Origin of the sequence: Nitrososphaera sp., from assembly GCF_050748925.1 — an archaeon.
GTDB lineage: Archaea > Thermoproteota > Nitrososphaeria > Nitrososphaerales > Nitrososphaeraceae > Nitrososphaera.
The window spans coordinates 1-13324 of sequence record NZ_JBOGQF010000003.1; the positions used below are offsets into that span (position 1 = coordinate 1).

Below are 13324 nucleotides of genomic sequence, written 5' to 3' on the forward strand. Positions count from 1 at the left end.
TCATCAGGATCATTTCGTCAGCGCTTGGCATAGGCGACCTTGACGACGTGGCCACGGTCGCAGTCGGCAGGCAGCGGCTGGTCTTTAAAAGCGACATGCTGGTGGGCTCGACCGACGTGCCGGCTCAGATGAAGCCGTGGCAGATCGCCAGAAAAAGCGTCGTTTCGTGCGCAAGCGACCTCGCAGCCAAGGGCGCAAGGCCGGTGGCCGCCATGATATCGCTAGGCCTGCCAAAGGGGGTCACGGAAAGCTATGTCGAGGGGCTCGCAAAGGGCTTCCAGCTGGCGTCCAGAGAGTTTGGCGTGAAAATCGTGGGAGGCGACACTAACGAGACTTGCGGCCTGGTCATCGACTGCAGCATGATTGGCGTCGCGGGCAGGGGGGTGCCGGCAAGGAGCGGGGCCCGGCCGGGCGACGCTGTAGTGATATCTGGCAGGTTCGGCTACCCCTCGGCGGGCCTTGCCTTGCTGCTAAAGGGCGCCCGGTCTGCAGGCCAGTTCCGCCGGCATGCTGTCGATTCCGTGCTAGAGCCCAAACCCCGGCAACAGTTTGGAGCAAAGCTTGCCAGGTTCTTTACATCGTCAATAGATTCAAGCGACGGCCTCGCCGCTTCGCTCTACGAGATCGCCGTGCAGAGCAATGTCAACATCATAATCGACTATGAATCCGCAAAGGCGCTAGGTGTCGACGAGTTTGCGCTGGCAAACGGGCTTGACGCAAAGGAGCTCGTGTTTCACGGCGGAGAGGAATATGAGATCGTGGCGACGATGCCGCGTTCCGCGGTGTCGAGGGCAAAGGCTGCGGCGAAAAAAGCCCGGCTAGAACTGCATGTAATCGGCAAGGTGACAAAGGGCGGCGGAAACGTCCATGCCGGCAAATCGCTGCTTGAAAACCGAGGCTATGCTCACTTTACATAATGTTTTACTAGCGGCGCGGTGAAGGCAACGCTGTGTTTGGCAAGGCAAAGTGCCGGCTCTGCGGCGACAGCGTGAGGTTTGCGCTAAAGCACCTGAACGACAAGCACCCTGAAGTCATGGCAGGCGAGATGACAAAGGCCAAGATGGAAAAGCTCATGCAAAAGTACTTTTCAGACGAATGACGATGCCAATTTCGCCTCATAAAATGACACTGAGCCTGCGCCTATCCCGCGTATTTGCACATAATCCCATTTATTGCCGTCCTGCCTAGAATTGGCGCTGAACAAAAGAACGCTGCTGCTCGCAGCCGCAATAGCTGGAGCCGGCGTCATTGTGCTTTTCCTCGCGCAAGACCCCGGCAATTCCGCGCAGCAGGAAGATGGGACCCCCGTTATGAGCGACAAGGACCTGCGCGTAGAGCTGGTGGCAGAAGGGCTGTCTTTTCCGACGAGCATGCGCTTTCTTGGCGACGACATTCTAGTCCTGCAAAAGGAAGGGCAGGTCCGGCTCGTTTCGCAGGGCGAGCTCTATGAAAAGCCTATCCTGCAACTCGACGTCGCAAGCGGGGCAGAGCAAGGGCTCTTGGGGATAGCCGGCCGGCAGGATTCTGTCTTGCTCTACTTTACCGCAAGCGACGCCGGCGAGTTAAAGAACAGGATCTTCAAGTACGATTATGACAGGGATGAAAGGGTCCTTGCAAACGGGACTCTGGTGATGGACCTTCCCGGCGAGCCGGGGCCTTTTCACAACGGGGGCAAAATCGCCATCGGACCGGACGGCTACCTGTATGCCGTAATCGGGGACACGAACGCCGGCGGAGGGATGCTCGACAATGAAGTCTCTGGCAGAGGGCCGGACGACAAGTCTGTGATATTGAGGGTAGACAGGGAAACAGGAGCCGCAGTCGAGGGCAGCCCTTTCTACGGCGACGAAAAGCTTGCCCGCTATTATGCGTACGGGATAAGGAACAGCTTTGGCATGGATTTCGATCCAGTCTCGGGCCGCCTGTGGATGACAGAGAACGGGCCTGACGAGTATGACGAGATTAACGTCGTCACTCCCGGCTTTAACAGCGGCTGGCACAAGATCACGGGCCCAATTGCCCGGTCCAACGCGACCCTTGGCGACCTAGTAATGTTTGAAGGCGCCGCATACCGCGACCCTGCCTTTAGCTGGCAGCTCCCAGTCGGCGTCACAGACATCGAGTTTTTCGAGTCGGGAAAACTTGGAGAGCAGTACAAAAACAACATTTTCGTCGGCGACGTCAACCACGGGAACCTCTACCTTTTCCAAGTTGATGGCGACCGGACCGGCCTGCATTTTGCCCAGCCCGAGCTGGTGGACCTTGTAGCCGACACGGAGCAGCAGGGCGACAAGCTGAAAAGCGAGGCAGAATCCGTGATTGTGGGAAAAAACTTTGGCCGGATAACAGACATTGAGACGGGCCCGGACGGCCTGTTGTACATACTGGCGTACGAGGACGGCAAGATTTACAGGGTGGCAAGGTAAAAATGGCATCTTTTGGGCGCAGCTGACAACGTTTTTAACCCTCTTTCAAGACGATACTGCCTGAATGTCTGAAGTAGACGAGGTTACGCAGACTCGATGGGGAGTAGCCCACATCTTTAGCAGTTACAATAATACGCTTGTTCACATAACCGACCTGAGCGGCAGCGAGACTATCTCTTTCAGCTCTGGCGGGCGCCACGTCACGGCGGACAGGTACGAGTCGTCGCCATACGCGGCCATGAAGTCCGCAGTCGCTGCGGCAGAAGTCGCCAAGACAAAGGGCATTAACGCGCTGCATATCCGCGTAAGGGCGGTAGGCGGCGTGGGCCCAAGGATCCCCGGACCTGGCGCCCAGGCAGCCATCAGGGCGCTTGCGCGCGCAGGCTTTCGCATCGGAAGGATCGACGACGTGACTCCGATCCCGCACGACACGACAAGAAAGCCCGGCGGAAGAAGGGGACGCAGAGTATAAGCCTCTGGCGCCTTTTGCGCCGGAGCCATGCCTTTCTCTTTTTGTAACCTTAAAAGTCCTTCATCTCTGAGGCGCCCTTTATCTGAGCCCCGCATCCCTTGTTTCTCAGCTCATTCGCGAGCCAGTTGATGAACTTGTCGTTGAATTTCCTCCCTTTCGTCCTGTCTATCTCGTAGCCGTGGCCCGCGTACAGCCGCTCGACAAACTGGCCTGAGACGAACAGCTTGGCAAACGACCAGCCTGCGCTTTCGCCGGGTGGGTCAAGCGCGTACTGGTTGACAAGCTCGCAAGCCTTCTGCAGGTCTGACAACACTGCGTTGGTCACCTTTGCGTCCTTTTCAAAGTCGGTGCTCTGGAAATCGAGTATGAACGTGCCGATGGGGTCATTCATTTTGCTTCAGCTTTTCCGAGAATGACACCAGCTTGCCGTCCTGCTCTATCTTGATCGAAGTGTCGATCCTGACGCGGAGGCCTATCGACCTGAACAATGACAAGAGCTCGCCGCCGGATATCCTGCTCTGTATCTCGCCTGACTGGATAAGCTCTGCTATCTTGGTTACTACCGCCTCTGTCTGGGCGGGATACTGCGCATACGCGGCCTTTAGAACCTCGTCGCCCCTGTCGTAAAGGTAGGATAGCACCATCTCTTTTGGCGTCTTGGCCCTGACCTGAGCGGCGCTCTTTGCTTTTTCAGCGGCGGCGGCCTTCTCCATAGCTGCGGCCTTCTCCTTCATCTCCTTCATCTTGCGGGCCTGAATCTTCTCGATGTCCGGATCGCTCAGCCCTTTATCACCCCGATGGGAACGAGCCTTGCCACCTTGGTCGCGATGCCAAGCGAGTGCGACACTTCTGCGACCGCATCAACGTCCTTGTAAGCATCCGGCGTCTCCTCTACAACGCCTTCCCTGGTGAGTGCCTTGACGTAGATGCCCTTTGACTCTAGCCCTGTCCTTACGCCTTCCGGCGTGTAACTCCTCTTGGCTGCAGACCTTGACATGGTCCTGCCTGCGCCGTGCGCCGTCGAGCCAAAGCTGAGATCAAGTGAATTCTTGCCTCCGAGGAGTATCCAGCTGGCCGTGCCCATCGAGCCGGGGATGATGACAGGCTGGCCCAGCTGCCTGTATCTGGCAGGAACCTGTTCAAGTCCGGCTGGAAAAGCCCTGGTCGCGCCCTTGCGGTGGACGACGACTTCGCGGGTGCCCTCTCCGTCGATCCTGTGGCGCTCTACTTTTGCGATGTTGTGCGCCACGTCATAGACAAGCTCCATCTGGAGGTCGCCCTCGCTCATGCCAAATGTTTTTTCAACGGTCTTTCTAGTCCAGTGGGTTATCATCTGCCTGTTCGCCCACGCAAAGTTCAGCGCCGCGTACATTGCCTTTCTGTAATTTTCGCCTTCCTTGCTGTTGTTTGGGACGCACGCCAGTTCGCGGTCTGGAAGCGTAATGTTGTACTTGCGCAGCGCGGCTTCAGAGACGCGCAGGTAATCGGTGCAAATCTGGTGGCCAAAGCCCCGGGAGCCGCAGTGGATCAGTATGGTCAGCTGCCCTTTCTTTTCGATGCCCATAGCTTTTGCCGCCTTTTCGTCAAATATCTGGTCGACCTTTTGCACCTCTAAAAAGTGGTTGCCGGAGCCAAGCGAGCCCAGCTGCGGCGCCCCCCTCTTTCTTGCCGTGTCAGAGACGCTTGCGGGGTCGGCGCCCCTCATCATGCCGTTTTCCTCGCACACCTCCGCGTCGTGCTGCGTGCCATAGCCGTGCCTCACGGCCCAGCCAACGCCTTCCACCAGCAGCTCGTCAAGCTCTGACTTGGTCAGCCTCACTGCGCCCTCGCTCCCGACGCCAGACGGTATCGACTTGAACAGGTCGTTGACGACGTCCTTGAGCCTCGGACGCAGGTCGCTTTCCATAAGGTTCGTCCTGACCAGCCGGACGCCGCAGTTGATGTCATAGCCGACGCCCCCGGGGCTGATGACTCCCTCTTCAGCGTCAGTGGCGGCGACGCCGCCGACTGGAAACCCGTAGCCCTCGTGGCCGTCCGGCAGGACGACAACATGCTTTCTGACGCCTGGAAGCATAGCAACGTTGGCCGCCTGGTCGATGGTCCTGTCCATGACCATTTTTGAGACAAGCGCCTCATTGGCATAAATCGTGACTGGCACCTTCATGCCCCGGTCGGGGTCGATCTTGAACTCCCTCTCGCCCACCTTTCTGACCTTGAGGCCGCCCCTCGTTGCATACTCGCTCAATTTGATATTCATTGAACCGGCTTGAAGTTATTATAAGCCTTGTTGCCTGAAGGTCCTGTTCGATAAAGGGACGCTGAAAAGCCGTAGAATTACCCGCGTATTGTTTCTATAAATGATTGTCTTCCTTCTAGATGATTTCTCTTTTCCGGTTAGTTGTAATCAAATCCTTCTATCTTATCCATGTGGGGAGACTTGCATACGGGACAGATATTTGTTTTTTGGGTTACTGCACTCAGGGTGAAAATGACTCCGCAGTTCGTGCAAGCATAGATGTGCTTTTGCTTTATCATTTGTACAGAATAAAGGTCTGCTCTATTTAAGACTCGTGCCCTCAGCCGAGAGCCTTACCGGAACAAGATTTATTTTCACCGCCGTTTGCTCTCCTATGTGCCAATACTGCCCATCGACTCGGGACGCTATGGTAGCAAAGAGATGCGCGAGATTTTCAGCGACGAAAAGCGGCTGCAATACCAGCTGGATTTTGAGGCAGCGGTGGCAAAGGTCCAGTCGGAGATAGGCATGGTGCCAGCCGATGCGGCGCAGGACATTGGCAGGGTTGCAAAATCAGGCAAGGTCACGCTTGCACGCGTCGCCGAGCTTGAAGCGGCGAGCGAGCACGACACCGCCGCACTTGTGGAGGCGATAAGCGAGCAGGTGGGAAACAAGGCCAAGTCGTGGGTGCACTATGGGCTCACGAGCAATGACGTGGTTGATACTTCTACGTGCATGCAGATGCGCGACGCATTTACGATAATCGAGTCAAAGGTTGCCAAGCTTGCCTCGGTGCTTGCCAGCAGGGCAAACGAGTTCAGGGACGTGCCTTCAGTGGGCAGGACTCACGGCCAGCACGCAAGCATCATATCGTTTGGGCTAAAGTTTGCAGTGTGGGCGGCCGAGATGGCACGCCACATCGACAGGATAGAAGAGGGCAAAAAGCGCTTTTTGCTGTGCAAGACCCGGGGTGTCGTCGGGACGGGCTCGCTGATGGGCGACCGCGCCTTGCAGGTGGAAAAGCTGGTGGCAAAAAGCTTCCGGCTTTATCCGGTGGAAGCGGCCACGCAGGTCATACCGCGCGAGCGCTATGCCGAGATGCAGTTTTTGATGGCGCTCGTCGGGTCAACGCTTGACAAGATCGCAATCGAGATCCGCAACCTGCAGCGCACTGAGATAGGCGAAGTGTCAGAGCCGTTCCGCAAGGGCCAGATGGGCTCTAGCGCAGTCCCTGTCAAGCGCAACCCGATCAAGAGCGAGCGAACGTCTTCGCTGGCCAAGATGCTGAAATCGCTGGTGTCAGTGTCTATGGACAACATACCGCTCTGGCACGAGCGCGACCTGTCAAACTCTGCAAACGAGCGCTTTACGCTCCCGATGGCGGCTATCCTGCTTGACGAGATGCTCAACTCGATGACCAAGGTCGTGGCAGAACTAAAGGTGAACAAGGAGCGCGTCATTGCAAACCTTGACATGACAAAGGGGCAGATTTACGCCGAGTTTGTGCTCGAAGCGCTCGTGAAAAAGGGAGTCGCGCGCTTTGACGCGTACCGGGATATCCAGCGCGTGGCGTTTGCGGCGCTTGAATCCGGCGACCAGTTCATTGATGCCGTATCCCGGGACGCAAGCATTGCCAAACACCTGTCGAAGAAGGAGATCGCCGACATCTTTAACGCGCGCAACCACCTTGCGGCGTCGGGCAAGATAATCGACAACGTTGTAAAACTCGTGCAAGAATCGAAAAGTGCCGTCGGTGAGATTTGAGCTCACGGCGGCTCCGTCTTCAGCGGAGTGCTCTCCCGGGCTGAGCTACGACGGCACTCTGCCTGACTACTTTGAGCATCATATATAATCGTATTTTACGAAAAAAGTGCCGGAGGCGGGATTCGAGCCCGCTAGACGCTACGCCTTCGCCTCTCTTGGAAGAGGCTTGGCTACGCTTACCTTACGATTATTCGTCTGTAACAGCGGGCTCACCTCCCTTCTCCGGCACTTTTTGACCAGCAACATATGAGGGATATGCCGCAGGCTAACATAGCTTGGTAGTCCATAGTATCGTCTAGTCGCACGCTCTTCCGTCAGAAACGCAGAAACACACAATTGTCGAACGTTTTTGAATTTCTGTCAGTTGCTACGAATAGTATGGGGTACTTTACGTACTCTATCTTGCTTTTACAGCGCTTAGTTCGATGGTTTCAGGTCAGTAAAAAAGGATCATCATTTCCGTCGAATCTTCAAGCATCTTTTTCGTTAAGGTGATGTCAACTTGACGATTGATCGAACAACAATTGATGACTGTCAACTTTCGGCAGATGGGAATTGATGGTAGTGCTTTTCTGGGTTGGGTTATTATTACTGGTAACAAGTTTACTAGTGAGGATACTCTTGGGATTCAGTGACCATCTAGCGAAGGTGGTAGGTATTGTACTAGGAATAGGTGGTTTTCTTCTTGCGATACTTTTCGCATCCGTGGATCCTTTACTAAAGACAATAAGCGGTCTAGGGATTTTCTTGGTGATATTCGTATGGTTACTTTTGTATGAGCCAAAAGACATTGAATCTGAAATAAGAAAAAAAGAAGAAGTTGAAGAAAAAATCAGACATGAAAAAATGTTTGGAGGTAATTTTGTAAACATGGAAGATGAAAAATCTCCTAGGCATAGTAAATAGGAGTAATCAATCAGGTTCTATTTCTGCTGGCTTTTATTGCATTTGCTTTGTTAATCATGAAAATTCCACACACAAGAAATGCTGCACCTATTAACCCAGTAACTGCCATGATGGGTATGTTCATTCCAATAAAAATGCCGGCTATTGCTAGGATTACTCCAACTATTCCTACCATGAATATGTAGCCTAAGAACCTCAAAGTGCCTTCTTTTATAGATTTTATGTTGGTGCTCATTTTTCTTACTATAAGTATACTTCAGGAAAAAGGTTTTGTTGCCACCTTATGGCTATCAATCTATCTTTTTGACAGTACTTGCATTCTGTATTAGCGTCATCCACTTGTTATTTCCCCTAATTTCAATGCCCGCCATTTCTCCCGGCGTTTTTCCTTCTAGTGCATCATGCTCACGAATACGGTCATGAAATATCTGATAGCCTTTCAGGATTGGAGTATCCATCTTCTTTAGTCCTCTTATTGTCCTTTCGCTGTCCTGAATTTTGCCGTTTATGCGCTCCCTCTTGTTGCTGTTCATAGAACCATTCTTTTCGCTTTTTTAGAAACCTAAATTATCAGTAACCCGCCAAAAGCTTCTGGTAGTAATTATTTCCTTCTCTTCTTCTTACTTTCTCGAGCGTCGTAAATCACAGTTTCTCCAACTTTGCGATAAACAATAGTTCCCTGTAACTGCTTTCCACAGCCACAGGTCATCTCTTTAATATCATGGATATTTCGGTAGCCACAATTGCCGCAATGAAAGGAATAAAGCTCAGTAATTCTTTCTTGTATCTTCCTGCTAAAATCATTACCAATATCTCTACTAAGCCTATTGTACCGGTCATCTATGTAAGACAAGGTGTACTATACAATCTCGAGCTTTAGGCATATTAGGAATTTGGTTACAATCTAGTCATCAGCCAGAAATGGTGAGCCATTATCTTGTAGTTTGACTTCCCCTTTATGTCAAAATACCAGAGCTTGACTCCTCTGATGAGCGCAGTTAAGGCTGGAGAATAATGATAATTTTTTGCTGGCTGATATAATAATGGTAGTCGAATTCGACACTATATCTTGGTCGATATGCATATACCTTCTATGGTGACTGTTCAAATTCGACTTTTGACGTTGATAGCCCAAGTAGGCTTATCGTACCAGTGCTTATCTTTTTTCCCAATTTGCGAATTATTCTACAAATAAGGAATCGTCAAGAAAGAGTAGAGGTTAGTCCTAATACTGGCTACGGATAATCAGCCTTTGGTAAACATTTGTCACAATATCTCTGTATTACTGCGGCATCTGGAACCCTAAACAGCGCCTCGGTTGTAGCTGTTGCAGAACATATTATACAAAATCCCGGCGACTTTTTTGGATTAACCGGTCTAGTTTCAAAGGGTTTGACCATGCTAAGAATTAGCGAGCCGACGAGTATATAGCTTTCAAAAATTTTAATGTCTGAGATTGTTATTGGTGGATTTCTTTCTCCCGCACCCACTTGTTTATATCGCATGTACGCCTTTATCTCATTGAACATGTCGTACGGAAAGAGGAATTACGGTGGAGGAGGAAGAAGTGGCGGATATAGAGGTGGAGGTTCATCTAGAGGTGGATTTGGAGCACCAAAACCGGTTGAAACAGGGAAGGAATATGATGTACAGATTGCAGAAATAAGCAGGCAAGGTGACGGAATTGCAAGGATTCAAGGCTTTGTTATCTTTGTAAAGGGCGGCAAGGTCGGGCAAAAAGCGAAGATAAGGGTCAACAACGTGGGCGAAAGATTTGCAACGGCCGATGTTGTAAGTGGAGCGGCATCTACACCAGCACCGTAGCAACAAAAGAGGCTGCGGCTACAACGGAGACAAAGACTGCTCCTGTGGAGAAGCCAGCTAGTGAAGAGCCGCCAGCAGGATAAAGAATATCCTGGCGGTTTATTTCAGCAGGGAATAAACAAGGAGTTGGATCGTCAATGCTGGCTACTGATAATCCGCCTTTGGTAAGCACATGTCGCAAAATCTCTGGATTATTACTGCGTCGGGCACCTTGAACAATGCTTCTGTTGTTGCTACCGCCGAACAAATTACGCAGAAACCTGGGGTCTTTTTTGTGCCCATTGTCACAGGTCTCGTTTCAAAAGGCTTTGTCATCGTCTTGAGGGTCCATTAGCGGTTATATAGCTTTAGAATTGAAAAGTAGACCGTCTAGAATCTTTGATAAAAATAGTCTGGCAAAGAAAAAATCTGTGCAAATCAGAATATCTGTCATTCTTGCTTTTTTCTGCACTGAAAATCCATGACAATGTCGGACATTTGACTTAAATCGTGCCTAATTTTGACGGAGGGAACGAACGTAAAAGAAAAGTGCCGGAGGCGGGATTCGAGCCCGCGACCTTACGATTATGAGTCGTACGCTCTAACCAAGCTGAGCTACCCCGGCACAGCTCAGCAAGCGTGCAACCCAAATTCCCGCTCTACATTATATTAACTATTCAAACGTCTTGCGCACGTCGCCTTCCAGAACCCCTGCGCCGGTGTGGAGCCGGTCGATGTGCTTTGAGAGCGCCTCCTTGGTGTCATATGGCAGCTCGCAGTAGGGGCACACGACTTTGGCAGAGCTGATGTCCCTGACATACGCTATAGCCTTTGGGTTTATGATGCATACCGGCGTCCCCTTTAGCGCCGCGTCGGCAGTCGACATTGTCGACATGTGTATCCTCTCGAAAATGTCGTCGCGGTAGACCATGCCAAGCACTGCCGAGCTTGAACTTACTATCAGCTGCCTTACGACGTGCTTGTCCATCATGGCAAGCGTGTCCTGGACGCTGCTCTTGGGATCGACTGCGAGCACCGGGCTTGTCATCACCTCGCGCAGCCTTACCTTGCCGGGGTTGCGGCCCTGCGACATTACCTTGAAGAGAATGTCGGTCTTGCTCACGATCCCCATGACCTCGCCCTGGTGCGACACGAGCACGCTCCGGACGCCTTTTTCCTTCATCATTTCAAGCGCCTGGTCGATGTACTTGTCGCCTTCCATTATCGCCACGTTCATGTTGATGAAATGCTCTATGGGCATAGAAAGCAGAGACGTGATGTCGTTCGAACTCATAGATACTTGCCGACGACGATTTATTTAAGCATGGTGCAGGTCTTAGCTTTGCGTAAAAAGTGCCTCTTGTTTAAAAAGTGACTTTGAGAGCAAACTCGGTAAAAATGTAGAAATCGGCACTGTTAGCTATCTACACATCACTTTATCTTTTCATCGCTGAATGAGCCATTATGTTAACAGTGACATTCGTGTCATGGACACGCTTTTCATTCTTTTTTCACTGCACTTTCGTCCATGTACATTATTTCCCAAAGGTGTCCATCAATATCCTGAAAACTGCGTCCGTACATCCATCCATAGTCTTGCGGCTCTCGAGATTCCTTGCCTCCGGCTTCTATTGCCTTGTTTATCATCTGGTCTACTTTTTCTCTGCTTTCGGCAGATAATGCTACTATGGCTTCCGTATCTTTTGTAGTATCACAAATTTCCTTTTTAGTAAAAGTCCTAAAAAATTTTTCAACCAGGAGCATTATGAATATGTCTTCGCCGACAATCATGCATGTGGCATTCTCATCAGTAAATTGAGGGTTAAATGTAAAACCAAGCTTGGTAAAGAACCCTATTGTTTTATTGAGATCTTTTACTGGCAAGTTCACAAAAATTTTTGTTGTCATTATGTTAGGATAGAGATCAAAGACTATAAACACTTTGAATTAGGGGGCGTTTGCTTTACAGCTCACAAAATTGATGCCGTGGCATTTTTTTTGGTATGCGCTATACGTTGAGCCACGCACTAAGATATTGCGCTTTTAGAAAGCATCTACGATCACTGACTTTTTAGACCGAAGATCCAGGGACACTGAAAATGCTACGGCTGCCTGCCCTCAAAGCGCAATTTTATCAGGTTCTGGCCGCCGGCTTTTCTGATCTCTACAAGCTCCTCGCGCTCCAGCCTCTTGACCAGCCTCCACACCGTGGTCTTGGGCAGCTGGAACCGCGTGCGCACTTCGCTTTCAAACGCCGCACCCTCCTTTTCCGCCAGGAACTGGAGCACATCCCTGTCTTCCTGCCTGAGATGTGGCTTTTCCTCAAATATCCTGCTCACTATTTTGCCAAGCAGGCCTGTGTCGGTGTGCGATTCGGGGACCATCGGCTCTCCCGGCTTGGCGATAGGCTCAACGCTTTCGCCCGAGATTGCTTCCGGCTCTGGTTCATCCAGGACGGGTTCTGGCCGGACCGCCCTTTCGGGCTTGTAGACAAGGCTCTGCGCAGGCATCAGCTTTTTCCTAAAGACCATAAACGCCCCGGCAGCTGCGGCCGCGGCCCCTACTCCTACGTAGGCAAATGGGAACTGCGGCGCGTCGCCAATTGCTGATGTGGCCTGCACCGCCAGCGTGCGCGCCTCTACATAGCTTCCCTTTGCAAACTCGTCATTGGCCTGCCCGAGCAGTGCGCGGGCCTGGACCACGTCACGGCTGCCGGCGGCAGCATCTATCTTGTCTTGCGATTCCTCTATTTCCTTGTCTGCTTCCTGGTACTCCCTTATCGTGGTCCGGGCCACGTCGTTTGCCTGCGCGGCCAGCCTTTCCGCCTCTGCAAACTTGCCGTCGTCCTTGGCGGCCACAGCCTTAGCAAGGAGCGACTCTGTCTCGGTAAGCACTATGCCCGCGTACGTCGTGTTGGTCTGCTTGATGGTCGTCTCGACTAGCTTTATCGTGATGTTGGCCTGCTCCTCGGTCCCAAGCGACCCGATGATGTATTTCACTTCCTTGCTGCCGGACTTGAACGTGATTAGCGTCTGGTCGCCAACCTGGATAATGCCGGGAACCGCGTCGCCCCAGTCAATGACCACGCTGTCGGGGGGCATCTTGACTGAAAACCCGATGGGCGAGTCTATAGTCAGCGTCCAAACGTTCCTTTCCTTGCCGACGAGGTCCGGCGTGGTGTAGCTTATCCTGGCTCCTGTGGCGCCGGCCGGAACAATGACTACCTCGCCGGGGTTCTCGCCGGACGTAAAGTTGAGTATCCTGTCCTCAAAGTCAGTCACGATGAGGTCGTTGATGTTGCTCCCAAAGAGCGGGACCGTCACGGACTCTGCCTCTGGGTTCGTTACCAGCAAGTCGTATTCTATCAACGCGTCGCCGTTTGAAAACAGCGCAATGAAAAGCGAGTCTGGCGCAGTCTCCTGCTGTGCTGCCGCGGGAGCAACCGCGCCCAGAATGAGCGCAATGGCTAGCACTAGTGCCGTGGGGAGGGAAAAACCACCGGTTGAGTGCCAGTGACACGAGGCTGCCATTATAATAATCGTCCGGGCTAAAAAGCCCGATGTAACGATATAAGTCTTCTGACAGCGACCAAGCATTCGCCCGTTTAAGGCCAGAAGTGTTTTAATATCATGTCCGCGATGCTTAGACATGTCTAGCCGCACAGGCTATCCAAGACGCATAGCTTCCCTTGACGAGTCACACGCCGAGCAACAGTCT

General features: G+C 52.1%; 16 protein-coding genes and 2 tRNA genes. 7 read left to right on the forward strand and 11 right to left on the reverse strand.

From position 1 onward, the window contains the following. The 4 genes from thiL to ACREAY_RS00465 form a co-directional block, all read left to right on the forward strand. Nucleotides 1-917: thiamine-phosphate kinase (gene thiL, locus ACREAY_RS00450; RefSeq protein WP_431753786.1), on the forward strand; the 917-nt coding region annotated here is incomplete at its 5' end. A 32-nt stretch (nt 918-949) separates the two neighbouring features. Then, nucleotides 950-1099: a hypothetical protein gene (locus ACREAY_RS00455; protein ID WP_431753787.1), complete on the forward strand. Its 150-nt coding sequence runs from the start codon at nt 950-952 to the stop codon at nt 1097-1099. Nucleotides 1100-1190: 91 nt separating this feature from the next. Next, complete coding sequence (locus ACREAY_RS00460) at nt 1191-2426, forward strand: PQQ-dependent sugar dehydrogenase (protein WP_431753788.1); 1236 nt, start codon at nt 1191-1193, stop codon at nt 2424-2426. A 64-nt stretch (nt 2427-2490) separates the two neighbouring features. Continuing rightward, nucleotides 2491-2898, forward strand: a complete 408-nt coding sequence (locus ACREAY_RS00465) for a 30S ribosomal protein S11 (protein ID WP_431753789.1) — start codon at nt 2491-2493, stop codon at nt 2896-2898. A 49-nt stretch (nt 2899-2947) separates the two neighbouring features. On the opposite strand, the gene ACREAY_RS00470 is transcribed toward ACREAY_RS00465, so the two are convergent. From ACREAY_RS00470 to ACREAY_RS00480, 3 genes are read right to left on the reverse strand one after another with little or no spacing between them, the layout of a single operon-like run. Next, nucleotides 2948-3289, reverse strand: a complete 342-nt coding sequence (locus ACREAY_RS00470; protein ID WP_431753790.1) for a hypothetical protein — start codon at nt 3287-3289, stop codon at nt 2948-2950. Then, nucleotides 3282-3680, reverse strand: coding sequence for a DNA-binding protein (locus ACREAY_RS00475; RefSeq protein ID WP_431753816.1), 399 nt, complete (start codon nt 3678-3680; stop codon nt 3282-3284). Before ACREAY_RS00475 ends, ACREAY_RS00470 begins: the two co-directional genes overlap by 8 nt. Continuing rightward, nucleotides 3677-5155 carry an RtcB family protein gene (locus ACREAY_RS00480; protein WP_431753791.1) on the reverse strand — a complete coding sequence of 493 codons (1479 nt, stop codon included), beginning with the start codon at nt 5153-5155 and terminating at the stop codon, nt 3677-3679. Before ACREAY_RS00480 ends, ACREAY_RS00475 begins: the two co-directional genes overlap by 4 nt. A 375-nt stretch (nt 5156-5530) precedes the next feature. On the opposite strand from ACREAY_RS00480, the gene purB reads away from it, so the two are divergent. Continuing rightward, nucleotides 5531-6898, forward strand: coding sequence for an adenylosuccinate lyase (gene purB, locus ACREAY_RS00485; protein ID WP_431753792.1), 1368 nt, complete (start codon nt 5531-5533; stop codon nt 6896-6898). On the opposite strand, the gene ACREAY_RS00490 is transcribed toward purB, so the two are convergent. Further along, nucleotides 6880-6953, reverse strand: a tRNA-Phe gene (locus tag ACREAY_RS00490). The two genes, purB and ACREAY_RS00490, sit on opposite strands and share 19 nt — an antisense overlap. Before the next feature lie 503 nt (nt 6954-7456). Between ACREAY_RS00490 and ACREAY_RS00495 the strand changes: the two genes are divergently transcribed. Continuing rightward, the gene (locus tag ACREAY_RS00495; RefSeq protein ID WP_431753793.1) at nt 7457-7804 is read left to right on the forward strand and encodes a hypothetical protein; all 348 of its coding nucleotides are present in this window, start codon (nt 7457-7459) and stop codon (nt 7802-7804) included. A gap of 10 nt (nt 7805-7814) precedes the next feature. Here the strand turns inward: ACREAY_RS00495 and ACREAY_RS00500 are convergent, their stop codons facing one another. Both ACREAY_RS00500 and ACREAY_RS00505 read right to left on the reverse strand, forming a co-directional pair. Beyond that, nucleotides 7815-8039, reverse strand: a complete 225-nt coding sequence (locus ACREAY_RS00500) for a hypothetical protein (RefSeq protein WP_431753794.1) — start codon at nt 8037-8039, stop codon at nt 7815-7817. Between the two features lie 55 nt (nt 8040-8094). Continuing rightward, entirely contained in the window at nt 8095-8337 is a 243-nt protein-coding gene (locus ACREAY_RS00505) for a hypothetical protein (protein ID WP_431753795.1), read from the reverse strand. A 994-nt stretch (nt 8338-9331) separates the two neighbouring features. Between ACREAY_RS00505 and ACREAY_RS00510 the strand changes: the two genes are divergently transcribed. After that, on the forward strand, nt 9332-9628 hold the full coding sequence (locus ACREAY_RS00510; protein ID WP_431753796.1) for a TRAM domain-containing protein: 297 nt from the start codon (nt 9332-9334) through the stop codon (nt 9626-9628). Here the strand turns inward: ACREAY_RS00510 and ACREAY_RS00515 are convergent. The 5 genes from ACREAY_RS00515 to ACREAY_RS00535 form a co-directional block, all read right to left on the reverse strand. After that, complete coding sequence (locus ACREAY_RS00515; RefSeq protein WP_431753797.1) at nt 9612-9875, reverse strand: hypothetical protein; 264 nt, start codon at nt 9873-9875, stop codon at nt 9612-9614. The two genes, ACREAY_RS00510 and ACREAY_RS00515, sit on opposite strands and share 17 nt — an antisense overlap. A gap of 282 nt (nt 9876-10157) precedes the next feature. Beyond that, nucleotides 10158-10232 (reverse strand) — tRNA-Met (locus tag ACREAY_RS00520). Nucleotides 10233-10280: 48 nt separating this feature from the next. Further along, complete coding sequence (locus tag ACREAY_RS00525) at nt 10281-10901, reverse strand: CBS domain-containing protein (protein WP_431753798.1); 621 nt, start codon at nt 10899-10901, stop codon at nt 10281-10283. A 206-nt stretch (nt 10902-11107) separates the two neighbouring features. Then, complete coding sequence (locus ACREAY_RS00530; RefSeq protein ID WP_431753799.1) at nt 11108-11515, reverse strand: VOC family protein; 408 nt, start codon at nt 11513-11515, stop codon at nt 11108-11110. 194 nt (nt 11516-11709) lie between these two features. Beyond that, complete coding sequence (locus tag ACREAY_RS00535) at nt 11710-13137, reverse strand: helix-turn-helix transcriptional regulator (RefSeq protein ID WP_431753800.1); 1428 nt, start codon at nt 13135-13137, stop codon at nt 11710-11712. Nucleotides 13138-13324: the final 187 nt, after the last annotated feature.

Coding starts and splice junctions, on each gene's coding strand:
- ACREAY_RS00525 (WP_431753798.1), bottom strand. CDS start 10,901: ATGAGTTCGAACGACATCACGTCTCTGCTTTCTATGCCCATAGAGCAT.
- ACREAY_RS00535 (WP_431753800.1), bottom strand. CDS start 13,137: ATGGCAGCCTCGTGTCACTGGCACTCAACCGGTGGTTTTTCCCTCCCC.
- ACREAY_RS00500 (WP_431753794.1), bottom strand. CDS start 8,039: ATGAGCACCAACATAAAATCTATAAAAGAAGGCACTTTGAGGTTCTTA.
- ACREAY_RS00465 (WP_431753789.1), top strand. CDS start 2,491: ATGTCTGAAGTAGACGAGGTTACGCAGACTCGATGGGGAGTAGCCCAC.
- ACREAY_RS00530 (WP_431753799.1), bottom strand. CDS start 11,515: ATGACAACAAAAATTTTTGTGAACTTGCCAGTAAAAGATCTCAATAAA.
- ACREAY_RS00510 (WP_431753796.1), top strand. CDS start 9,332: ATGTCGTACGGAAAGAGGAATTACGGTGGAGGAGGAAGAAGTGGCGGA.
- ACREAY_RS00470 (WP_431753790.1), bottom strand. CDS start 3,289: ATGAATGACCCCATCGGCACGTTCATACTCGATTTCCAGAGCACCGAC.
- ACREAY_RS00480 (WP_431753791.1), bottom strand. CDS start 5,155: ATGAATATCAAATTGAGCGAGTATGCAACGAGGGGCGGCCTCAAGGTC.
- ACREAY_RS00505 (WP_431753795.1), bottom strand. CDS start 8,337: ATGAACAGCAACAAGAGGGAGCGCATAAACGGCAAAATTCAGGACAGC.
- ACREAY_RS00495 (WP_431753793.1), top strand. CDS start 7,457: ATGGTAGTGCTTTTCTGGGTTGGGTTATTATTACTGGTAACAAGTTTA.